The sequence below is a fragment of the Glycomyces dulcitolivorans genome, assembly GCF_003265355.1.
In the GTDB taxonomy this organism is placed as follows: domain Bacteria; phylum Actinomycetota; class Actinomycetes; order Mycobacteriales; family Micromonosporaceae; genus Glycomyces; species Glycomyces dulcitolivorans.
Genome location: NZ_QFRW01000304.1, coordinates 1 through 22773, shown reverse-complemented (window position 1 = coordinate 22773; position 22773 = coordinate 1). Strand labels below are relative to the sequence as shown.

The window sequence follows — 22773 nt, the reverse complement described above, 5'->3', positions numbered from 1 at the left end:
GGTGGACTTCGGTTCGCTGACCGGGCCCTTTTCATCCGTTCGGGCCCATTACGGAAAGCACTGCGTCAGATCGCTCTCGGTGATCGTCTGGTTATTGACGCTGTGAAAGGCGTCAGTCCAGGATCCCAATACCCTTACAGGACAACACCATGCAACGAAGCACCCTGCGGAGGCGCCGCCTCCGCGCGATCCCCTCGGCCACTGTCGCGGCTGCGGCCGCCGCTGCGGCACTGCTGTGCTCGCCCGGCGGCGCCGCCGCTCAGGACGATGCGGCCGTCGATGCCCAGGCCGTCCAGTCCCGCAACGACTTCAACGGGGACGGCCACCAGGACCTGATGGTCGTCCGCAAGTCCGACGGCAACCTGCTGTTCTACGCGGGCAACGGCGACGGGACGTTCGACGCCTCCGTCGCAGTCGAAGGCGGCTGGGGCGGAATGGACGTCGCCATGGTCGGGGACGCGACCGGGGACGGCCTCGCCGACCTGCGCGCCCGCGACGCCGTGACCGGCATCCTCTACACCTACCCCGGCGACGGGGCGGGCGGCGTGGGCGACCGCGTCCAGGCCGACACCGGCTGGAACTCGATCGGCGCGTTCGCGCCGCTCGGCGCCCAGGCCGACGAGTCCGGGCTGCTCGCGGTGAACCGCGTCGACGGCAAGCTCTACTACTACGCCCCGCTCGCCGACGGCACCGTCGCCGACGGCGTCGCCGTGGGCACCGGCTGGGGCGGGTACGACAACCTCGCCGGCCTCGGCGACCTCGACGCGGACGGCAACGCCGACTTCCTCGCGCGCAACTCGAAGACCGGCGACTACTTCGTCTACTTCGGACTCGGTGACCTGAAGTTCGGGAACCGCGTCCAGGTCGACCACGCCCTCGGCAACGACTACGACGACCGCTACTTTGACCAGGTCGCGGGCGTCGGCGACGTCGACGGGGACGGCTTCGCCGACGTCGCCGCCGTCGACCCGCGGTTCAGCCAGATGTGGCTCCAGGGCTTCGACGGGGACGGCGCCACCGTCCACGGCGGCACCCTCGTCGGCCGCGGCTGGGGCGCCATGGCGCTGCCCGCCGGGGACTTCGACCTCGTCTACGACTACACCGGCGACGGCAAGACCGACATCATCGCCCGCAACGGCACCAGCGGCCTGACCTCGCTGTACTACGGCCGGGGCACCGGGTCCACGTTCCAGTCCGTCGTCCTCGGCGATGAGCTGGCGGACATGGACCTCATCGAGACCGCCGGGGACGCCGACGGCGACGGGTTCGCGGACCTGTTCGCCCGCACGCAGACCGGCGTCCTCTACATCTACCCGGGCACCGGGACCGGCGACTACGACGCCGCCGCCCGCGACACCGTCGGCTCCGGGTGGGGCGCGATGAGCGCCATCGTCGGCGGGCACGACCACAACAGCGACGGCAAGACCGACATCCTCGCCGTCGAGGAGGCCACCGGCCGCCTGTGGTTCTACCCCGGCAACGGGACCGGCGGCTGGGGCACGCGCACCTCGCTGGGCACCGGCTGGAGCGGCTTCAGCCAGCTCACCGCCGTCGGCGACCTCGACCACGACGGCCACGCCGACGTGATCGCGGTCGACGACCAGACCGACTGCCTGAACTTCTTCGGCGGCCGCGGCGACGGGACCCTGGAGACCGGCGTCCAGCTCAACTGCGGCTGGAACGTCATGACCGCCATCGTCGCCGTCGGCGACTTCAACAGCGACGGCCACGGCGACTGGGTCGGACGCCACCAGAACGGCGTCCTCTACTTCTACGGAGGCGGGGGCAACGGCGACATCGAGATGACGTGGGGCTTCGGCAACGGCTGGGGGTCGATGGACATCATCGCCTAGCAGTCATCGTGGACAGCGAAACCCGTTGTCCTTCAATACACTGAGTCAGGCGCCGGCCCCGGCCGGCGCCTGCACCCCCTCGCTCACCCCGCACCCTCCGAACCCCAAGAGGACACCTTGATGAGCACCACCCCACGGCGCCACCACGCGCCGAAACGGGCCGCCGCACTCACCGCCGCCACCGTCGGCGCGGCCCTCCTCGCCTTCCCCGGCACCGCCTCGGCCCAGACCGAGATCGACAGCGAGGCCGCGACCATCCGCGCGGGCACGCCGCGCAACGACTTCGACGGCGACGGCGTCGAGGACCTCCTGTCGGTGCACGACTCCGACGGGACCCTGCTGCTCCACGCCGGTGCCGGTGACGGCACCTTCGCCGACCCGGTCTCGCTCGGGTCCGGTTGGAGCGCAAGGGACATCGTCATGGCCGGAGACCTCACCGGCGACGGCGACCCCGATCTGCTCGCCCGCGACACCAGGACCGGGACCCTCTACACCTACCCCGGCGACGGGACCGGCGGGCTCGAAGCCCGCATCACCGTCGGCGGCGGCTGGAACGGCGTCAGCGTCTTCACCTCCGCGGGCGACTTCAACAGCGACGGCCGACTCGACCTCTATGCGGTCGGCAAGTCCGACTGGAAGCTCTACCTCTACCCGGGCCTCGGCGACGGCAGGTTCGGGACCCGGCTCCTCGCCGACGACGACTTCCGGGGATGGAGCGACGTGGACGCGCTCACGACCCTCGGCGACATCAACGCCACCGGCACGACCGAGATTCTCGCGAGGGACGGGCGCACCGGCGAGTACCACGTGTTCAACGGCATCACCTCGATCGACCGAGACGACCACATGACGATCGACCCGGCCCTGGGCGGGGCGGCGGCCGACCGGTACTCGCAAGTCAGCGGCGTCGGGGACGTCGACGGGGACGGGGTCTTCGACCTCGCCGCCGTAGACTCGCGCACCGGCGACCTGGTCATTGCGGCCTTCGACGAGAACGGCGCCGCACTCCACGCTCCCGAGACCGTCGCAACCGGGTGGGGCGGGGAGCGGCTTCCCGCGACCGACACCGACCGCGCCCACGACCACGACGCCAACGGCGTCGCCGACATCGTCTCCCGCGCGTCCTCGACCGGCGAGGTGACCGTGGACCAGACCGACGGCACCAACAGCTGGTGGCTGGACATCGACCCCTGGGGCACGTTCAGCGGCATGGATCTGCTGGAGACGGCCGGCGACTTCAACGGCGACGGGTTCGCCGACCTGCTCGCCAGGACCTCCGGCGGCGTGCTCTACCTCTATCCGGGGATCGGCGACGGCCGGCTCGACACCGCCGGCCGCATCAGGATCGGCGGGGGCTGGAACGCCATGAGCGCCATCGTCTCCGGGAGCGACCACGACGGCGACGGCAAGTCCGACATCGTGGCCCGCGAGGCCTCGACCGGGAACCTGTGGCTCTACCCGGGGACCGGGACCGGCTCGCACGGTGCGCGGGTGCTGATCGGGACGGGCTGGAACTCGACGTCGCTCATCACGGCCGCGGGGGACCTCGACCACGACGGTGCGCCTGACGTCCTGGCGCGCAAGAGCTCCGACGACTGCTTGTACTTCTACGCCGGCAAGCCCGCAGGCGGCCTCAAGAACGGCGTGCAGATCGGGTGCGGCTGGAACGTCATGAACTCGGTCGCCGCGGTCGGGGACCTCGACCTCGACGGCCACGTCGACTGGATCGCACGACACACCAACGGCAACCTGTACCTGTACAAGGGCAACGGGTCCGGCACGTACTCGTCCTCGGCCGTGCTCAGCGCCCTCTGGGACGAGAAGGACGTCCTCGTCTAGGCCAGCAGGGAAAAGGGCCCGGCTCCACTAGGAGCCGGGCCCTTTCGCGGCCCATGGTCTCGGTGGGCTGGTGGACGGTGGTGAGGGGGGAGTCGTCGAAGCCGACGAGGGCGAGGTAGTCGGGGACGCGGATGCCGCGTTCGCGCCCGCTGCCGCCGAGGGCGGCGGCTGGGCCGCCTTCGACGTCACCATGGCCGGCGACGTCACCTCCGACGGCCGCCCCGACCTGATCGCCTGCGACAACCGCACCGGCATCCCCTACCTCTACCGCGGCAACGGCACCGGCTCGTACACCTCCTCCGTCGCCATCGGCACCGGCTGGGGAGGCATGAACCCCGTCCTCTGACCTGTACGACCAGCCCCCCGAAATCCACTTCGGTCGGATAGGATTCGCCGGGTGCCGCCCTGAGGCGGCACCCGGCGTCCCCCCACCGCCGCAACACCACCCATAACCCCCCGAACTCCCCCAGGACATCTGAATGAGCGCTCCACCCAAGCGGCCCCGCCACCTCCTCCCCCGCACCGCCGCCCTCACCGCCGCGACCCTCGCCGCAGCCCTCCTCGCCGCCCCCGGCACCGCCTCGGCCCAGACCGAGGACATCGACTGCACCACCCTCGGCGACAACCCCATCGCCACCGGACTCGAAGCGGCCCTTGAGGCCGCCGTCGCCTGCGACGTCGAAGTCCGCATCGACGTCCGCAGCACGCCGTACGCCACCATTGCCGTCACCCCCGACGGGCGGCTCCACTACACGGGGACCGCTGCGCCCGTCCAGGAGAACGGCGACCAGGGCGCCGCCGATCCCGCGTTCATCGAGACCGGCGGCATCCTCACCCAGGCGAACACCCCTTGGCCGTTCGATCTGAGCCACACCGACACCGATGCGCCGCTCATCCAGACCGCCCGAACCGCGATCGACTGGACCGGAGCGAAGCCCGTCCCCGTCTACAGCGGAACCGAGGCCGTCTACGACGACCTCGCGCCCGGACTCGACCTCACCGTGGACTCCGGCATCGCTCATTCGGAACTGAAGTTCACCGTCGCCGACGCGGACGCCTGGAGCTCCCTCGCGACCGGGCTCACCTTCGACGCCGACATCGACATCGTGCGAAGCCGCAACTATCTCTATCTGAGGACCACAGATGGCCTTACGGGAGAGTGGTCCGGCGACTTCGCCGTCCGCGATGCCGCCGGAACGGTCACCCGCGCCACCATCGCGATCACCGAAGGCGGCCTCACACTCAGTCTGCCGCCGGAAGCCCTCGCCGACGCCGTGTACCCGCTGACGGTTGACACTTCCTGGGGCTACTTCGGCGCACGCATCACCACCTGGGCATCGGTCACCTCAGCCTCGCCGGATCTCTCGATCCTCCGCGGCGAGGCAGGGCTCGACCAGCCTTACTTCGAAGCCGCCGGCGAGACCGGCACCGCTTTGGCGGGCGCGTACTGCGACCGGCTCTCGGACCCCGAGTGCGAGACCGATGACCTGGCGGTCTCCTACTGGTCGTTCTGGAACCCCGTCGTCGCCGCCCTCGCTCCGAGCACCGCGCCCTGGATGACCTTTCCGCTCGAATCGGCGGTCTTCCAGGTCGACGCCGCGGAGGAGGACTCCTGCCTCGCGCCGGACGTCTACTACGCCACGAACGGCATCTTGCCTGACACGGCCTGGAACCAGAGGGTGGGCCTTTCCAACCTGATCAAGGGCGAATGCACCGACGGCACCGCGGTCTACGACGTCACCACGACGCTGAAGCAGCGCTGGGGCAACAACTACCCGTTCGCCATACCAGGCAGTGCGGAGGAGGCCGCGCAGTTCGACGGCGACTCGGCCCGCCTCGACGCCTACTTCGACATCCGCAATTTCAACCTCGCCAGCGCCTGCAAGAGCCACTACACCACGCCGATCGAGCAGTCCGTGCTTCCGTACGGGTCGTTCGACGCCGACATCTGGCGCGCGGACCTCATCGATCCCGGACTCACCTGGACCACGCAGGTCACGCAGGAGTACCGAGGCGTCTTCATCCCGACGACCGAGCCGGCCCCGGTCGTGGACGGTGGAAGTCCGGGCACCAGCGTCAGCGGCGTGGTCGACAGTTCCTACCATGAGGACCTGCGGATCTACGGTCCGAACGGCGCCCTGGTGAAGTCCTTCCAGTGCTCGGCGCTGATCGATACCGCGGCACCTGCGATCACCGACATCACGCTGTCCGAAGGGCCGCACTACGTCGGCGATGAGGTGACGATCGACGTCGCCCTCGACGACGGCATCTGGTCGGACATGAGGGTCGACTGCACCAACTTCCCGAGCTGCACGCCGTCCAGCGTCTCCTTGTACGAGGAGCGCGATGCGAGCTTCACCGTCGATCTTGAGTCGACTTCGAACCTGACCGAGATCACCGTCGAGGACACCGCGGAGAACATCACGACCGAGGAGTTCGACATCCCGGCCACCCGCTCCCGCAACGACTTCGACGGCGACCGTCTCCAAGACCTCATCGCGATCAGCCGTGTCGACGGAAGCCTCCTGTTCTACGGCGGAAACGGCGACGGCACCTTCGACTCCCCGATCACCCTGGCCTCCGGCTGGGGCGGCTTCGACATCGCCATGGCCGGGGACCTCACCTCTGACGGCAAGGCCGACCTGCTCGCCCGGGACCGCAAGACCGGGACCATGTACACCTACCCGGGCACCGGCTACCGCGGCTTCGGCGCCCCGATCGCGGTCGGCAAGGGCTGGAACGGGATCAGCCTCTTCACCTCCGCCGGTGACTACGACCGCGACGGAACGATCGACCTACTGGCCCTCGGAAAGGCCGACGGCGTCCTCTACCTGTACCCCGGCGCCGGGAACGGGACGTTCAAGACCCGCGCCGTCGCCGCGACCGGTCAGGGTTGGACCGCACCCGACTCGATCGTCGGCATCGGCGACCACGACAAGGACAACTGCGACGACTTCATCGCGCGCGACCTCGCCAACGACGGCTATACCGTCTACCGCGGCGACTGCGCCGGCGGATTCTCGGTGGATCGCGCGATGGGTCCTGACATGTACTCCGGGGACTCGGCGCCGTTCTACGACCAGATCGCCGGAGGCGGCGACTTCAACGGCGACGGCTATGTCGACATCCTCTCGGTCGACTACCCGACCGGAGACCTGACACTGCGGACCTTCGACTACCAGATCCTCGAACTCGCGGTGTACGAGACCGTCGGTACGGGCTGGGACGACGTGCGGCTCCCCTCGGTCGAACTCGACGTCTCCTACGACCATGACCACAACGGCACCTCCGACATCCTTGCCCGCGACGCCGAACTCGGCTACATCTACGAGTTCGACGGCGACGGCCTCGGCGCCATCACCAGCCGCAGCCGGTGGACCGACCCGGAGCGGGACTGGGATCTCCTCGAATCCGCCGGGGACTTCAACGGCGACGGCAGCACCGACATGCTCGGCAGGGTCGGTTCGACTGGAGTGCTCTACCTGGTCTCGGGCTACGGCGCGTACACCGAGAATCCCGGTGAGCGCATCCGGATCGGCGGGGGTTGGGGTGCCATGAGCGCCATCGTCTCCGGGCAGGACTACAACGGCGACGGGAAGGTGGACATCATCGCCCGCGAGGCCTCGACGGGGAAGCTGTGGCTGTACCCGGGGACCGGGACCGGTTCGCACGGCGCCCGCGTCCTCATCGGGACCGGGTGGAACTCGATGTCGCTGATCACGGCCGTGGGCGACCTCGACCATGATGGTGTCGCGGACGTGCTGGCGCGGAAGAACTCCGACGACTGCCTGTACTTCTATGCCGGGAAACCTTCTGGCGGCGTGAAGAACGGCGTCAAGATCGGGTGCGGCTGGAACGTCATGAACGCCGTCGCCGCGGTCGGGGACTTCAACGCCGACGGGCACGTCGACTGGGTCGCGAGGCACACGAACGGGAACCTGTACCTCTACAAGGGCAACGGTGCCGGTTCGTACTCGGCCTCGGCCGTGATCGGGACCGGGTGGAGCGGGATGGACATCATCGTGTGACGCAACGCGAAAGGGCCCGGCTCCTGATGGAGCCGGGCCCTTTCGCGTTGTGCGCTAAGCGGATTCGCGGATGACGATCCTGGTGCCGAGGATGGTGACCAGGGGGCCGGCCTCTTCGCCGCGGATTCTGCCGCAGAGGAGGCGGGCCATCTCGCGGCCCATGGTCTCGGTGGGCTGGTGGACGGTGGTGAGGGGCGGGTCGGCGACTTCGGCGAGGGGGGAGTCGTCGAAGCCGACGAGGGCGAGGTCGTCGGGGACGCGGATGCCGCGTTCGCGGGCGACGCGGAGCGTCGCGATGGCGAGGGGGTCGGAGTTGGCGAAGACGGCGTCGATCTCGCCGGCGGTGTCGAAGAGGTGGCGGGCGGCCTTGATGCCGCTGGCCTCGTCGAAGCCCTCGGCGACGGCGACGAGGCGGTCCTCGACGGGGAGGCGGTGGCCGCGGAGGCCGTCGCGGTAGCCGTTGAGGCGGTCGACGCCGACGGCCATGTCCTGGGGGCCGGCGATGATGCCGATGCGCTTGTGGCCGCGTTCGGCGAGGAACTCGACGGCCTGGCGGGCGCCGGAGCGGTTGTCGCAGTCGACGTAGGCGACGGGGCGGAAGCCGACGGGGGTGCCGCAGAGGACGATGGGGATGCCCGCGTCCTCCAATCGCTCGGGGAGGGGGTCGCCGGAGTGGCTGGAGACCATCATGACGCCGTCGACGTGCTGGCCCATGAGGTAGGACTCCAGGTCGGTGCGGTTGCCGTCGCGGGGGGCGAAGGTGAGCATGAGCCGCATGTTCTCCTCGGCGAGCTGCTCGGTGATCCCGCGCAGCACGCCCGCGAAGAACGGCTCGGACCACAGCCACTCCTGGGACTCGGTGACCACGAGCGCCACCGTGTCCGTCCGCTGCGTGACGAGGGTCCTGGCCGCCTGGTTGGGGACGTACCCCAGCTCCTTGATCGCGGCCAGGACCGCCGCCCGCGTGTCCTCGGCGACTTTGGGGGAGCCGTTGATGACGCGGGAGACCGTGCCCCGGCCGACGCCGGCGTGGCGCGCGACCGTGTCGAGCGTCGGCCGGCCGCCGCTGCGCCTGCGGCCGGTGCGCTCGGCAGGCTGCGGTTCGCCTGGCGCCTCAAGTCGGGTCTCGGTCATCGTGCATCACCTCGGGCTATGTCGCGTGGAACTATTCTGCCTCACGGTTCGAACGCGCGCGTCGCACCAGGTCGCCGTACCAGCGTCCGGAGTCCTTGACGATGCGCTCGCCGGTCTCGAAGTCGACGTACACGAGGCCGAACCTCTTGGTGTAGCCCCACGCCCACTCGAAGTTGTCGGCGAGCGACCAGGCGAAATACCCGACCAGCGGGACGCCGGAGTCGATGGCGTCGGCGCAGGCCGCGAGGTGGCGCTCCACGTAGTCGAGCCGCTCGGGGTCGCGCACGCGCCCGTCGTCGAGCTTGTCGGGGAACGCGGCGCCGTTCTCGGTGACCGCGAGCGCGACCTCCGGGTAGGAGCCGTGGAGGCGGGTGAGGACCTCGGTGAGCCCGGCGGGCTCGATCTCCCAGCCCATGTCGGTGACCGGGAGGCCGGCGGGGACGAAGCCGATGTGCTCGTTCGCGGGCCACGCGGAGCCCGCGCCCGTGGGGGCGGCGGAGGCCGAGGTGGAGCCGCCGTTGCCGGTGACGGTGAAGCGGCTGTAGTAGTTCACGGACAGGACGTCGACGGGGGCGTTGATGAGCTCCATGTCGCCGTCGCGGAGGAAGTCGAAGTCGGTGATGGCCTTGAAGTCCTCGACGACGTCCTCGGGGTAGGCCCCGCGCAGGGCGGCGTCGGTGAACCAGCGGTTCTGGACGCCGTCGACGCGGCGGGCCGCGTCGAGGTCGCCGGGGGCGTCGGTGGCGGCGTGGATCGGGTAGAAGTTGATGCCGATGCTGACGGTGGCCTCGGGGTCGGCGCCCTTGATGGCGCGCGCGGCGAGGCCGTGGGCGAGCATGAGGTGGTGGGCCGCGGCGATGGACTCCGAGGGCTCGCGGCGCCCGGGGGCGTGCTCGCCGGAGGCGTAGCCGAGGAACGCGGCGCACCACGGCTCGTTGACGGTGATCCAGTGCTTGACGCGGTCGCCGAGGGCGGTGTGCGCGATGAGGGCGAAGTCGGCGAAGCGCAGCGCGGTGTCCCGCACGGGCCAGCCGCCCTTGTCCTCCAGGGCCTGGGGGAGGTCCCAGTGGTAGAGGGTGATCCAGGGGGTGATGCCCTCGGCGAGGAGGGCGTCGACGAGGTCGGAGTAGTAGCGCAGGCCGGCCGCGTTGACCCGCCCGTCCCCGTCGGGGCAGATCCGGGGCCACGACAGGGAGAACCGGTAGCTGCTCAGGCCGAGGGACTTGATCGTGGCGATGTCGCCGGCGATGTTGCGGTAGGAGTCGATCGCGGTGTCGCCGTTGGAGCCGTCGACGACCCGGCCCGGCTCGTTCACGAACGAGTCCCATATGGACTTCCCGCGGCCGTCGGCCGCGGTGCCGCCCTCCACCTGGTAGGAGGAGGTGGCCGCGCCCCAGGTGAACCCTGTTGGGAATCGGCTCGCGAGCGCGGCGAGCCCTTCGTTTTCGTTGCTCATTACTTGGACGAACCTTCCATGATGCCGCTGACGATCTGCCGTCCGAACACGACGAACAGGATCGCGATGGGAATGATCGAGATCAGCGTGCCGGTGAAGATCATCGACAGGTCCGCTGACCACGTTGCGGTCGACAGCTGCCGGATGGCGAGCTGGATGGTGGGGTTCTCGCCGCTCAGCACCATGAACGGCCACAGGAATTCGTTCCAGTTGAGCATGAAGGTGAGCAGGGCGAGGACGACCATCGCGGGGCGCAGGGCGGGCAGCACGATGCGCCACCAGATGCCGATCGTGGAGGCCCCGTCGATGCGGGCGGCCTCGATGATCTCGTCGGGGACGGCCTGCTCGACGTACTGGCGCATCATGAAGATCCCGAAGCCGTTGATGAGGAACGGCAGGATGACCGCCTGGAGGGTGTCGAGCCACTGGAGCTCGACCATGACGATGTACAGCGGGACGATGCCGAGCTGCTGGAGCGGCACCATCATCGAGAACAGCACCGTGCCCATGAGGACCTTGGACCCGCGGAACTTCAGCTTGGCGAACGCGAAGCCGCCGAGGGTGGAGATGAGCACGACCGAGAACGTGACGATCCCGGTGATGATCATCGAGTTGCGCAGGCCCAGCAGCAGGTTCGCCTCGGGGTCGGTCAGCGCCTGGTTCAGGTGCTCCAGCAGGTTCGGGCCGGGCAGGAGCGCGGGCGGGAAGCCGGCGGCGTTCGCGGTGGAGGTCGAGGCGATGACGATCATCCAGTACAGCGGGAAGATCGACAGGGCCGCGACGGCGAGCAGGCCGAGCCGCGTCAGGACCGTGGGCGCGTAGACGCCCTCGCCGGACTCGACGGGGCGGCGCTTCTTGGGGCGGCGCGGGGGCTTGGGCGGCTTCACCGGTGCGGCGGCGGTGGGGCGGGGCGCGGTGGCGGTGCTCATTTGTTCCCCTGGATGCGGTTGACGATGAGGAAGTTGACCGCCGCGACGACGCCGATGACCAGGAACAGCAGCCATCCGGCCGCGGCCGAGACGCCGTAGTTGCCGTGCGTGCGGAGGATGTCGACCAGGACCATCGCGGTGGTCTGGTACTGCCCGTCGGTGCCGCCCAGGAGCCGGCCGGAGTCGAACATCATCGGCTCGACGAACATGGTCATGCCGCCCACCGACGACACGAAGACGGTGAAGATGAGGACCGGCTTGAGCTGGGGGACGGTGATCTGCCAGAACTGCTGGCGGGGCGAGGCGCCGTCCACCGTGGCCGCCTCGTAGAGGTTCCGCGGGATGGTCTGCATGGCGGCCAGGAAGATCAGCGCGTTGTAGCCCATCCAGCGCCAGTCCACCATGGACGAGATGGCGATCCAGGAGCTCCACCGCTCGGCCTGCCAGTCGATCCGGTCGATGCCGATGAGCTCCAGGAACCCGTTCACCATGCCGTACTCCTGGCCCCAGATGCGGGCGAAGATGACGCCGACGGCGACGACGGAGGTGACGATGGGCGCGAGGATGAGCATGCGCCACAGCATGGGCCGGCGCAACCGCTTGTTCAGGGCGTTGGCGACCATGAGCGCGACCACGAGCTGCGGGACGGTGGCCATGATGAACATGCCGAGCGTGTTGAAGACCGACCAGTTGAAGCGGTCGTACTCGAACAGCAGGAACTTGTAGTTGTCCAGGCCGATGTACTCGGGGTCGGCGCCGCCGAGCTTCCAGGCGTGGAGCGAGGCGTAGAGCGTGTAGCCCATCGGGAAGACGCCGAAGACGGCGAAGAGGATGAAGTACGGCGAGACGAGCGCGTACGGGGTGGCCTTGATGTCGGCCTTGGAGGCCCAGAGGCGCCATTTCGGCGCTCGGGCTGCTGTTTCGGTGGTCATGGACTTTCCTTGCGGTCGAGAGCGGGTGAGGCTCATCGGCTGGCGCGGGCCGCTTCCGGAGGAAGCCGGCCCGCCGCGGGTTGGGGCGCGGCGGGCCGACACGGTGCCGCCGGGAGGGGGTGGAGACCGGGTCCTGGGGCGGTGCGCCGGGCCGATGCCGGGCATCGGTCCGCCGCTCGGTCTCGCCCCGGCGGCACGGGGCTCAGCGGAATCGGCGTGAGTCCGCTGGACCCGGGGCCGGTCCGGCGGCGGCAGGGTGCCGCCGGACCGGCCCGCGGGAGCGGCTAGAGGCCGCCGCCGGCGAGTTCGATCGCCTCTTCGGCCGCCGACTGGATCTCGGCGAAGGCGTCCTCAGGGGCGAACGTCCCGTCGACGACGCCGTTGAGGACGGTCTCGACCGCGCCCTTGACCGGCGGGTGGTAGTACGAGTAGGTCAGCGGCGGGAAGTTCTGCACCGACGCGGCCAGGATCTGACCGGTCGGAGCGTCGCTGAAGTACGCGTTGGTGGAGTCGGCGACCTTCGGGTCCGCCTGCGCCGCAGGGGAGGACGGGAAGTTGCCGACGGCCTCGAAGACCTTGACCTGCTGCTCGGGGGCGCTCAGCCACGCGGCCAGCTCGGCGGCCTCCTCAGGGTGCGCGGACTGGGCGGGGACCGCCAGCCACGAGCCGCCCCAGTTGCCACCGATGCCGGGGGCCGCGGCCATGTCCCACTTGCCGGCGTTGTCCGGGCCGGAGTTCGGCTCGATGACACCGGAGGGCATCCAGCCCGGGCACGGCATGACGGCGAAGCCGCCGGCCGCCTGGGCCGCGATCCACTCCTCGCTCCAGGAGACGAAGTTGCCGATCGCGCCGATCTCGTTGAGCTCCAGGATGGTGTTCACCGATCCCTGGGCGGCCGCGGAGTCGAGCGTCAGGTTGCCGTCGGCGTCGACGTACATCTCGCCGTCGCCGTTCCCGGCGAGCTGGCCCAGCAGCATGTTCTGGAGCTGGGTCGGGCCGTCGAGGAAGGCGACGCCGGTGTCGGCGTCCACGAACTGCTGGGCGAGGGTCTTGAAGCCGTCCCACGTGGACCACGCCGCCGCGAGCTCCTCGCGGTCGGTGGGCAGGCCCGCCGCCTCGAAGAGGTCCTTGCGGTAGCACATGCCCATGCCGCCGACGTCGGTGCCGAAGCCGACCTGGGTGCCGTCGGCGGCCTGCCCGAGCGTCCACTTCCAGTCGACGTAGTCGCCCGCGCGGTCGGAGTAGTCCTTGCCGAGGTCGTACCAGTGCTCGGAGTTGGAGAAGAGCTGGACGACGCCCTGCTCCTCGATGCCGACGACGTCGCCGGCGCCGGAGCCGGTCTCCAGCGAGGTCTCCAGGGTGGGGCGGTACTCGGCGTCCCAGTTGACGCCGTCGCCTTCGATGACCACGTCGATGTCGTCGTGGAGGGCCTCGTACTCGGCCTCCAGTCCGGCCTCGGTGTAGCCGAAGGTGCCGAACAGGGAGACGGTCAGCTGGATCTTGCCGTCCTCGGTCACGCCGTCGTCGTCGGCGCCGGAGCCGCTGCACGCGGCTGCGGAGAGCGCCAGAGCGCCCGCGGCGGCGGCCGCGAGGGCGACCCTGCCGTGCTGTCGATTGAGGAGATGCATCTTTGCGGGTTCCTTCCAGGCGCCTCGGCGGCGCCATGACTTCATTCAGAGGGGTTGTGAGGGACTCGATTCCGTTGGTGCCCTGGGCGGTGGTGGTGCGGGCCGCCATGAGTGCGCGGCGGCCCGCGGACTGAAACCGCCGAGGCGATCGCCCTTGGGAGCGATACCAGGATCGTACGGGAGCGTGTTCCATGACGCAAGCCCGGATGTGAACGTCGTTACGACTTCGTAGCCCACGTGATCTTGAGATGCGGATCGAGGGTCGCGAATGTGTAACTGTGAAACAGGAATACCAACGCAATTAGCAGGGAAAATACCTGGCAAACGGCAACGGTTTGCCTCGTTCGAGGAGAAATTTAGAGATGTCAATGTATTGACATCAGGGCCCGAGCCTTGGGAGCATGGCCTGGGAGCGCTTCCGCATCTCGGTCCGTTTCGTTCCACTCGTGCGATTCCCCGACCGCGAACCCGGCATGAGCGCTCCCATGGAAACGGACATAACCACCCACGTTCAGGAGTAGCCATAATGGAAACCGACAACCTGGCCCCGCCGCGCCGGCGGGGCCGTCGATGGCGCAGGACGGCGGCGGTCACGCTGCCGCTCGCGCTCGTCGGCACGTTCGCCGCGGTGGCCGCGCCGTCGGCCTTCGCCGCCCAGTACTGCGGCGGCGTCCAGTACAACGTCGTCTCCAGCTGGGGCTCGGGCTTCCAGGCCAACGTCGTCCTCACCGCGGGGACGGCCGGGCTCAACGGCTGGGACCTCGAATGGGACTTCCCGGCCGGCACCACCGTCCAGAACGCGTGGAACGTGGGATGGAGCCAGAGCGGCACCCACTTCACCGGTGCCGACGTCGGCTGGAACGGGACCATCGCGGCCGGCCAGAGCCGCGAGGTCTTCGGCTTCATCGGCGCCGGCCCCACGACCGCCCCGACGGGCATCTCCGTCAACGGCGAGTCGTGCTCCGGCTCTGAGGAGCCGGTCGAGCCCGAGCTCGAAGTCTCGCGCGCGAACGTCGTCGTGGACGCCGGGGCGACCGCCTCGGTCGACGTCGGCTTCTCGGCCGCGACCACGGCCGCCTCGACGGTGACCACGACCCGCACCTCCGGCTCCACGGACCTGACGGTGTCCCAGGGCGCCTCGCTGTCGTTCGCGGCGGGCGACACGAACACCAAGCCGGTCACCTTCGCGGCCGCCTCGGGCGCCGAGGCCGGGGAGACGGCGACGTTCACCGTCTCCTCTCCCGGCTACTCGCCCCTCCAGGTGGTCGTCACGGTCGCCGACCTGGGCGAGGTCACGCAGAACGAGGAGCGCTTCCTCGAGATGTACGACCAGCTCACCGGGGCCGACTCCCCGTACCTGCACGAGACGGGCGTCCCCTACCACTCGGTGGAGGAGCTCATCGTGGAGGCGCCGGACTACGGCCACGAGACGACCTCCGAGGCGCTGAGCTACCTCCACTGGCTGGAGGCCGCCTACGGGCAGGTCACCGGCGACTGGTCGGGCTACAACGAGTCGTGGGACATCACCGAGCAGTACGCGATCCCGGACCTGAACCCGTCCGCGTACAACCCGTCCTCGCCGGCCTCGTACGCGCCCGAGTCGGGCAGCGTCACCGACTACCCGACGCAGCTGGACTTCAACGCCTCCGTCGGCGTCGACCCGCTGGGCCAGGAGCTGCGCAACACCTACGGCAGCAACCAGGTGTACGGCATGCACTGGATCCTGGACGTGGACAATGCCTACGGCTTCGGCGAGTGCGGCGACGGGACCACCGAGCCCGCGTACATGAACACGTTCCAGCGCGGCTCGCAGGAGTCGACGTGGGAGACCGTCGCGCACCCGTCGTGCGAGACGTTCGACTTCGGCGGCGACAACGGCTACCTCGACCTGTTCGTGGGCGACTCGCAGTACTCCCAGCAGGAGCGCTACACCGACGCCCCCGACGCCGACGCGCGCGCCGTCCAGGTCGCGTGGATGGCCCAGCAGTGGGCGGCCGAGCAGGGCCAGTCCGCGGCGATCTCCGGGTCGCTCGACAACGCCTCGAAGATGGGCGACTACCTGCGGTACTCGTTCGCGGACAAGTACTTCAAGCAGATCGCGGGCGACTGCATCGGGATCAACGCCTGCCCCGACGGCACCGGCAAGAGCTCGTTCCACTACCTGCTGAGCTGGTACTACTCGTGGGGCGCCGGCGCCAACGGCGACTGGTCGTTCCGCATCGGCGGCTCCGGCGTCCACCAGGGCTACCAGAACGTCATGGCCGCGTACGCGCTCTCCGAGGGCGGCCTCCAGCCGAACTCGCCGACCGCGGACGACGACTGGGCGATCAGCCTCGACCAGCAGCTGGAGTTCCTCGAATGGCTCCAGGTGCCGCAGGGCTCCCCGGGCGCCGGCGCCATCGCGGGCGGCGGCACGAACAACTGGGGCGGCAACTACGGCAACCCGACCACGAACGCCGAGTTCGAGGGCCTGTACTACGACGAGCAGCCCGTGTGGCACGACCCGCCGTCGAACCGCTGGTTCGGCTTCCAGGTCTGGGGCATGGACCGCGTCGCGCAGTACTGCATGGAGACCGACGACGCCCGCGCCTGCAACCTGCTCAACGAGTGGGTGGCCTGGGCCCTGTCCGAGTCGGACATCAGCGCGACCGACTACAGCCTGCCGGGCGACCTGGACTGGAACGGCGAGCCGGGGGCGGGCCTGTCCGCCTCGGTGCTCAACATGTCGAAGGACCCCGGTGTGGCCGGGGCGTTCGCGAAGATCCTGTCCTACCACGCCGCGGCCAGCGGCTCGACCGCCTCGCAGACGGCGGCCTCGAACCTGCTGGACGCCCTGTGGGCGGCCAATGACGGCGTCGGCGTGACGCAGACCGAGGCCCGGGCGGACTACTGCCGCTTCGGCGACGAGGTCTACATCCCCGAGGGCTGGACCGGCACCATGCCGAACGGCGACGTGCTCGAGAACGGCGTCACCTTCATCGAGACCCGGTCGTTCATGACCGAGTTCGAGGGCTGGGACCAGGTCGAGGCGTACATCGACGGCGGCTGCACCGGCCCCGCGCCGGAGTTCAACTACCACCGCTACTGGCACCAGGTCGAGGTGGCTACGGCCTTCCAGACCTACGCCGCGCTCTTCGAGTAAGGAGTACCGACGACGCCGCGGCCGGTCGCATCACTGCGACCGGCCGCGTCTCGTCTTGTATTGCGCCGCTTCGAACTGCGTTTCTGGGCCGCTTCGCGGCCGGTCTGAGCACACAGGTCGGGTCCGCCGGGACTGGGCCCACCGGGCCCGACCTCTATGCTCAGCGGCGTCCGGCACCCCACTGCCGGACCGCTACTGGGCCTCTGAACGACGCCATTGCACCGTAAAGGGTCTCAGTCGACGTCGATGTCGAGGTCCATGCCCGCGTCCCAGAAGGTCTCGGCGACGGGATGGGTGCTGGCGATCCCGGTCATGGCGGGGACGCCGCCGGGGAGGTAGGTGGAGGCGATGGTGGTGTAGTCGACGCCGTCGTCGGCGTGGGCGACGGTGACCGTGTCGCCGGACCTGATGAGCCGCAGCCAGATCTCGTCCGACTCGGTGTCGACCGGGAACAGCGACCAGTCGGTGCGGCCGCGGGTGGTGACGGTGCTGATGAGGTGCTGGCCGCCGAGGTACTCCGCGCCGGTGCGGACCCAGTTGGACTCGTCGACGCGGATGGCCAGGGAGGCCTCGGCGTGCTGGTGGCGGTGCTCGGGGCGCAGGCGCAGGGCGATCTCGCCGTCGCCTTTGAGCTCCAGGCCGTAGATGTAGACGTGGTCGCGCTGGGGCTCGCTCCCGGCGCTGCGGACGAGGGTGGTCTTGCTCTCGAAGTAGGGAGTGATCAATCCACCGTCAACCGTCCATTGTACTTCTTCTGAAGGAGACTGCATCACTCAATGATGCCACACGCGAAAAGGTCGTTTCTAGACATAACGGGCGTGGTAACCCAAAGTTAATCCGCCGTTAGACTCGGTTACAAGGCTGAAATACCAGCTCAACGCACATATGTAGTCGTCAAAAGCGGTTTGCGTTACGGCTGTTGGAGAACGCTGGCCGAATCACGGGAGTCGCTTTCCGAATCGCTTGTCCCGCAAGTATGTTCATTGCACTCAAAGCGCTGCGCGTCCCATCCGCCGCGGGGTTTGGCGGCGACCGGTCCAGGCTACTACTCCGCCGCGAGAACCGCCTCCCCGATCCGGGCGGCCCTCCCGTTCCATGTGATTTGCACGCGAATGCGAGTCCGACTCCGCATTCGCCGCACCCGGGCGGACTAGAGTGCCGAGTGCTCATACCCGTGTCCTCTCGGGCTACTCGACCGTTAATCCGGATAGAGGAGTACGCAGGCACGGAAGCGAAGGCGAATGAGGAGATAGCGTGAGCATGCAGCATTCAGCGAGGCCGCAGGAATCGGAAGCGCCCGAGGGGCGCGGCCTGCCGCGGCAGGAACGCACCGCTCCGCCTCGCCGCTCGCGCCACACCGCCGAGCCCTCGGCCCCCGCCTCCGGGCAGGGGTCGATGGTCGTGCCCATCCCCGCGCGCTCGCGCCGCTCCCGCCGCGAGCAGCCCTCGAAGCTCTTCTCCCTGGAGGAGCCGCCGCCCCTGGAGGCGCCGGCCGGGATCACCGAGATCACCGGCTGGAACCTGGCCGCCGTCATGTGGCGCGACCACCTGCCCGAGCAGCTGCTGGGCATCGACTGCGCCTCCTGCAAGCAGGCCTGGCCGTGCGACACCTGGAAGATCGCCGACGACCTGCTCACCGAGTGCTGCGAGGCCGCCGGAGGGGCGCCCGCCGCGGCCCGCTAGCCCCAGATGACGCAAAGTTGAGTCGACCTGACTCAACTTTAGTGTATTTCGTCACAATCCCAGTGATCCGCTTGACAGTCGACGATGCCCTGATCAACATTGAGTCTATCCGGCTCAACTTGGTTCGGGGTTCCCGCCCGGCCGCTTGAGACAGAGACTTCGTCCCCGGCAGGCGGGGGCATCTGTTCGGCTACGTCAGGAGATCAACATGGCACGTGCGGTCGGCATCGACCTCGGCACGACGAACTCCGTGGTCAGCGTCCTCGAAGGCGGGGAAGCCACGGTCATCACCAACGCCGAGGGGGCGAGGACCACCCCGTCCATCGTGGCCTTCGCCAAGAACGGCGAAGTGCTGGTCGGAGAAGTGGCCAAGCGCCAGGCGGTCACCAACCCCGACCGCACCATCCGCTCGGTCAAGCGCCACATCGGCACGGACTGGGCCGTCGACATCGACGGCAAGTCCTACACCGCGCAGGAGATCAGCGCGCGGATCCTCATGAAGCTCAAGCGCGACGCCGAGGCGTACCTGGGCGAGAACGTCACCGACGCGGTCGTCACCGTGCCGGCGTACTTCTCCGACGCCCAGCGCACCGCCACGAAGGAGGCCGGCGAGATCGCGGGCCTCAACGTCCTGCGCATCATCAACGAGCCCACCTCGGCGGCGCTCTCCTACGGCCTGGACAAGGGCGAGGAGGAGCAGACGATCCTCGTCTTCGACCTCGGCGGCGGCACGTTCGACGTCTCGCTGCTGGAGATCGCCGACGGCGTCATCCAGGTGAAGGCGACCTCGGGCGACAACCACCTCGGCGGCGACGACTGGGACGACCGGGTCATCCAGCACCTGGTCAAGACCTTCAACGGCCAGTACGGCGTGGACCTGTCCAAGGACAAGATGGCCATGCAGCGCCTCAAGGAGGCCGCCGAGAAGGCCAAGATCGAGCTGTCGTCCGCGACGCAGACCTCGATCAACCTGCCGTACATCACCGCGGGCCCCGACGGGCCGCTGCACCTCGACGTGTCGCTCTCGCGCGCCGAGTTCGAGCAGATGACCTCCGACCTCCTCGACCGCTGCAAGAAGCCGTTCGAGCAGGCCGTCAAGGACGCCGGGATCAACGTCTCCGAGATCGACCACGTCATCCTCGTGGGCGGCTCGACCCGCATGCCGGCCGTGTCCGACCTGGTCAAGCGCCTCATCGGCCGCGACGCGCACAAGGGCGTCAACCCCGACGAGGTCGTCGCGATCGGCGCGACCCTCCAGGCCGGCGTCCTCAAGGGCGAGGTCAAGGACGTGCTGCTCCTCGACGTCACCCCGCTGTCGCTGGGCATCGAGACCAAGGGCGGCATCTTCACCAAGCTCATCGAGCGCAACACCACGATCCCGACCAAGCGCTCGGAGGTCTTCACGACCGCCGACGACAACCAGCCGTCGGTGCTCATCCAGGTCTTCCAGGGCGAGCGCGAGATCGCGGCCTACAACAAGAAGCTCGGCACGTTCGAGCTGACCGGCCTGCCGCCGGCCCCGCGCGGGGTCCCGCAGATCGAGGTCACCTTCGACATCGACGCCAACGGCATCGTGAACGTGTCCGCGAAGGACTCGGCCACGGGCAAGGCCCAGTCGATGACGATCTCGGGCGGCTCCAGCCTCGCCAAGGACGACATCGAGCGGATGATGTCCGAGGCGCAGGAGCACGCCGAGGAGGACCGCCAGCGCAAGGAGGAGGCCGAGGCCCGCAACATGGGCGAGTCGCTGGTCTACCAGACCGAGAAGCTCCTGGCCGAGTCCGGCGACAAGATCCCCGAGGACCTCAAGGGCAAGATCAACGACGCGACCGGCACCCTCAAGGGCGCCCTCGGCGGCAGCGACATCGAGGCGATCAAGCGCGCCACCGAGGAGCTGTCGAAGGTCAGCCAGGAGGCCGGTCAGGCGATGTACGCCGCCGCCGCGGCCGACCAGCCGGGCGGCCCGCAGCAGCCCGCCGGCGGCCCCGGTGCCGACGACGTCGTGGACGCCGAGATCGTCGACGACGACAAGGACCAGAAGTAGTGGCCGAGGACAGGAACGACGCCGACGACGCTCCGGTGCCGGACCCCGAGGACGGCCCCGCCGCCGAAGGTTCGGACGACGAGCTGACGGTCGACGACATCCTGGCCGCCGCCTCCGACGACGGCCAGGCCGCCGACGACGCGGTCCTGGTCCTCCAGGCGACCCTGGAGGAGCGCACCCGCGACCTCCAGCGGATCACCGCGGAGTTCCAGAACTACCGCAAGCGCGTCGAGCGCGACAAGGCCCGCGCCGGGGAGCTGGCGACGGCCGGGGTGCTCCAGAGCCTCCTGCCGGTGCTCGACGACCTGGACCGGGCCCGGGAGCACGGCGACCTCAACGGCCCCTTCGGGGCCGTCGCGGACCAGCTCGCGGGCGCGCTCGCCAAGCAGGGCCTGGAGCCCTTCGGGGTGAAGGGCGACCCGTTCGACCCGCAGATCCACGAGGCGGTCGCGCACATGCAGATGCCGAATGTGGACGGTCCGACCTGCATCGACGTGATGCGTTCGGGCTACCGCCTCGGCGACAAGCTGCTGCGCCCGGCCCTGGTCGCGGTCGCGGAGCCTTCGGACGAGCCGGAGCCGGTGGCCGAGGCCGAGCCCGAGGTCGTCGAGGCCGAGGCGGTCCTGGAGACCGAGGACGCCCCCGAGGCGCCCGCCGAGACCGAGCCGGTCGAGGCGGACGCGGAGGAGGCCGAGACGGTCGAGGCCGCGGACGTCGAGTCCCCGCCCGAGGAGCAGGCCGCGGAGCCGGAGGCCGCCGAGGAACCGGAACCCAAGGGCAAGAAGAAGAAAAAGTAGCCAGTTCGGTCTGTTCAGCGCCAGCTCTCCACGGATGTGGAGGTGGACCGAAGGAAAAGGGCAAGGACTCCTAGTCCACGCCCGCTGACAGAACGAAGGAGGCGTCCCGTGGCATCGCAGGAGTGGCTAGAAAAGGACTTCTACGCCGTGCTCGGCGTGCCGCAGGACGCCTCCAAAAAGGACATAGAGAAGTCCTACCGCAAGCTGGCCCGGGAGTGGCATCCCGACCACAACCCGGCCCCTGACGCGGAAGAGAAGTTCAAGGGGATCTCCGAGGCGTACTCGGTGCTCCACGACGACAAGTCGCGCGGCGAGTACGACCAGATCCAGCTCATGAAGTCCGGCCGGGGCGGCTTCGGCGGCGCCCATGCGGCCGGGGGCATCAACCTGGAGGACCTGTTCGGGGGCGGCGGCTCCTCCGGTTCGTTCTCCGACCTCTTCGGCGGCCTGTTCGGCGGCGGCGCGGGCCAGCGGCGCCGCGGCGGCGCCGCGCGCGGGAACGACCTGCGCACCAACGTGACCCTCGACTTCGCCGACGCCGTCAAGGGCTCCACCACGGAGCTGCGCATGCGCGCTCCCGGGGAGTGCGAGACCTGCCACGGCTCGGGCGCCAAGCCCGGCACCGCACCCACGACCTGCCCGAAGTGCTCCGGCCGCGGGCTCGTCACCGAGAACCAGGGCGCGTTCAGCTTCGCGCAGCCGTGCCCCGAGTGCGACGGCACCGGCACCGTGGTCACCGACCCGTGCCCCGACTGCGGCGGCACCGGCGCCACCACGAAGGACCGGGCCATCACCGTCCGCGTGCCCGCCGGGATCGGCGACGGCCAGACGATCCGCCTGGCCGGGCGCGGCGCCCCGGGCGAGAGGGGCGGCCCCGCCGGGGACCTCCTGGTCCGCGTCACCGTGCGCGCGCACCCGCTGTTCGCGCGCGACGGCGACAACGTGACCCTGCGCCTGCCGGTGTCGTTCCCCGAGGCCGCCATGGGCGCCAAGGTGAAGGTCCCGACCCTCGACGGCCCCGTGACGCTGAAGGTCCCCGAGGGGACCCCGACCGGGCGCGTCCTGCGCGTCAAGGGCCGCGGCGTCCCCGGCAAGGGCGACCTGCTCGTGACCGTCGACGTCGAGGTCCCGTCCTCGCTGACCGCCGAGGCCCGCGAGGCCCTGGAGAAGTACGCGGCGGCCGCTCCGGCGGCCGATCGCGCGAAACTGGAAGAGCTGACCGGCCAGTGATGTTGCACGAGGAGCACCGCACCGACGCGCCCGCTTCGCGGGAGCGGCGGGGCGCCGCGCCCCGGCCGCCCGGCCGGC

General features: G+C 69.5%; 16 protein-coding genes. 9 read left to right on the top strand and 7 right to left on the bottom strand.

Annotated features, from left to right (window positions below):
* Window positions 1-149: 149 nt before the first annotated feature.
* Together DI269_RS21215 and DI269_RS21210 are read left to right on the top strand one after the other, a co-directional pair.
* Entirely contained in the window at window positions 150-1853 is a 1704-nt protein-coding gene (locus tag DI269_RS21215) for an FG-GAP repeat domain-containing protein (protein ID WP_112139540.1), read from the top strand.
* Between the two features lie 120 nt (window positions 1854-1973).
* Entirely contained in the window at window positions 1974-3692 is a 1719-nt protein-coding gene (locus DI269_RS21210) for an FG-GAP repeat domain-containing protein (RefSeq protein ID WP_112139538.1), read from the top strand.
* Here the strand turns inward: DI269_RS21210 and DI269_RS28420 are convergent.
* Window positions 3655-3825, bottom strand: a complete 171-nt coding sequence (locus DI269_RS28420; RefSeq protein WP_112139548.1) for a substrate-binding domain-containing protein — start codon at window positions 3823-3825, stop codon at window positions 3655-3657. The two genes, DI269_RS21210 and DI269_RS28420, sit on opposite strands and share 38 nt — an antisense overlap.
* Between DI269_RS28420 and DI269_RS28415 the strand changes: the two genes are divergently transcribed.
* Together DI269_RS28415 and DI269_RS28720 are read left to right on the top strand one after the other, a co-directional pair.
* Window positions 3763-4038: an FG-GAP repeat domain-containing protein gene (locus DI269_RS28415; protein WP_232822852.1), complete on the top strand. Its 276-nt coding sequence runs from the start codon at window positions 3763-3765 to the stop codon at window positions 4036-4038. The genes DI269_RS28420 and DI269_RS28415 overlap by 63 nt on opposite strands.
* A 133-nt stretch (window positions 4039-4171) precedes the next feature.
* Entirely contained in the window at window positions 4172-7720 is a 3549-nt protein-coding gene (locus tag DI269_RS28720) for an FG-GAP repeat domain-containing protein (protein WP_157975135.1), read from the top strand.
* Between the two features lie 54 nt (window positions 7721-7774).
* Here the strand turns inward: DI269_RS28720 and DI269_RS21195 are convergent, their stop codons facing one another.
* The 5 genes from DI269_RS21195 to DI269_RS21175 form a co-directional block, all read right to left on the bottom strand.
* Window positions 7775-8854: a LacI family DNA-binding transcriptional regulator gene (locus tag DI269_RS21195; RefSeq protein ID WP_112139534.1), complete on the bottom strand. Its 1080-nt coding sequence runs from the start codon at window positions 8852-8854 to the stop codon at window positions 7775-7777.
* A 31-nt stretch (window positions 8855-8885) separates the two neighbouring features.
* Entirely contained in the window at window positions 8886-10310 is a 1425-nt protein-coding gene (locus DI269_RS21190; RefSeq protein WP_112139532.1) for a GH1 family beta-glucosidase, read from the bottom strand.
* Window positions 10310-11239 (bottom strand): carbohydrate ABC transporter permease, encoded by a 930-nt coding sequence (locus DI269_RS21185; RefSeq protein ID WP_112139530.1) that lies wholly within the window; start codon window positions 11237-11239, stop codon window positions 10310-10312. Before DI269_RS21185 ends, DI269_RS21190 begins: the two co-directional genes overlap by 1 nt.
* Window positions 11236-12171 (bottom strand): carbohydrate ABC transporter permease, encoded by a 936-nt coding sequence (locus DI269_RS21180; RefSeq protein ID WP_112139528.1) that lies wholly within the window; start codon window positions 12169-12171, stop codon window positions 11236-11238. The genes DI269_RS21185 and DI269_RS21180 overlap by 4 nt, the downstream gene beginning before the upstream one ends.
* A gap of 284 nt (window positions 12172-12455) precedes the next feature.
* Window positions 12456-13799, bottom strand: a complete 1344-nt coding sequence (locus tag DI269_RS21175; RefSeq protein ID WP_157975134.1) for an extracellular solute-binding protein — start codon at window positions 13797-13799, stop codon at window positions 12456-12458.
* Window positions 13800-14325: 526 nt separating this feature from the next.
* Between DI269_RS21175 and DI269_RS21170 the strand changes: the two genes are divergently transcribed.
* Window positions 14326-16941 carry a glycoside hydrolase family 48 protein gene (locus DI269_RS21170; protein ID WP_112139524.1) on the top strand — a complete coding sequence of 872 codons (2616 nt, stop codon included), beginning with the start codon at window positions 14326-14328 and terminating at the stop codon, window positions 16939-16941.
* A 233-nt stretch (window positions 16942-17174) separates the two neighbouring features.
* On the opposite strand, the gene DI269_RS21165 is transcribed toward DI269_RS21170, so the two are convergent.
* Window positions 17175-17711 (bottom strand): DUF1349 domain-containing protein, encoded by a 537-nt coding sequence (locus tag DI269_RS21165; RefSeq protein ID WP_112139523.1) that lies wholly within the window; start codon window positions 17709-17711, stop codon window positions 17175-17177.
* 490 nt (window positions 17712-18201) lie between these two features.
* Between DI269_RS21165 and DI269_RS21160 the strand changes: the two genes are divergently transcribed.
* The 4 genes from DI269_RS21160 (at window position 18202) to dnaJ (ending at window position 22695) form a co-directional block, all read left to right on the top strand.
* Complete coding sequence (locus DI269_RS21160) at window positions 18202-18624, top strand: hypothetical protein (RefSeq protein ID WP_112139521.1); 423 nt, start codon at window positions 18202-18204, stop codon at window positions 18622-18624.
* 208 nt (window positions 18625-18832) lie between these two features.
* Window positions 18833-20668, top strand: coding sequence for a molecular chaperone DnaK (dnaK, locus tag DI269_RS21155; protein ID WP_112139519.1), 1836 nt, complete (start codon window positions 18833-18835; stop codon window positions 20666-20668).
* Window positions 20668-21465, top strand: a complete 798-nt coding sequence (locus DI269_RS21150; RefSeq protein ID WP_112139517.1) for a nucleotide exchange factor GrpE — start codon at window positions 20668-20670, stop codon at window positions 21463-21465. The genes dnaK and DI269_RS21150 overlap by 1 nt, the downstream gene beginning before the upstream one ends.
* A 108-nt stretch (window positions 21466-21573) precedes the next feature.
* Window positions 21574-22695, top strand: a complete 1122-nt coding sequence (gene dnaJ, locus DI269_RS21145; protein WP_112139515.1) for a molecular chaperone DnaJ — start codon at window positions 21574-21576, stop codon at window positions 22693-22695.
* The last annotated feature ends 78 nt before the right edge of the window (window positions 22696-22773 follow it).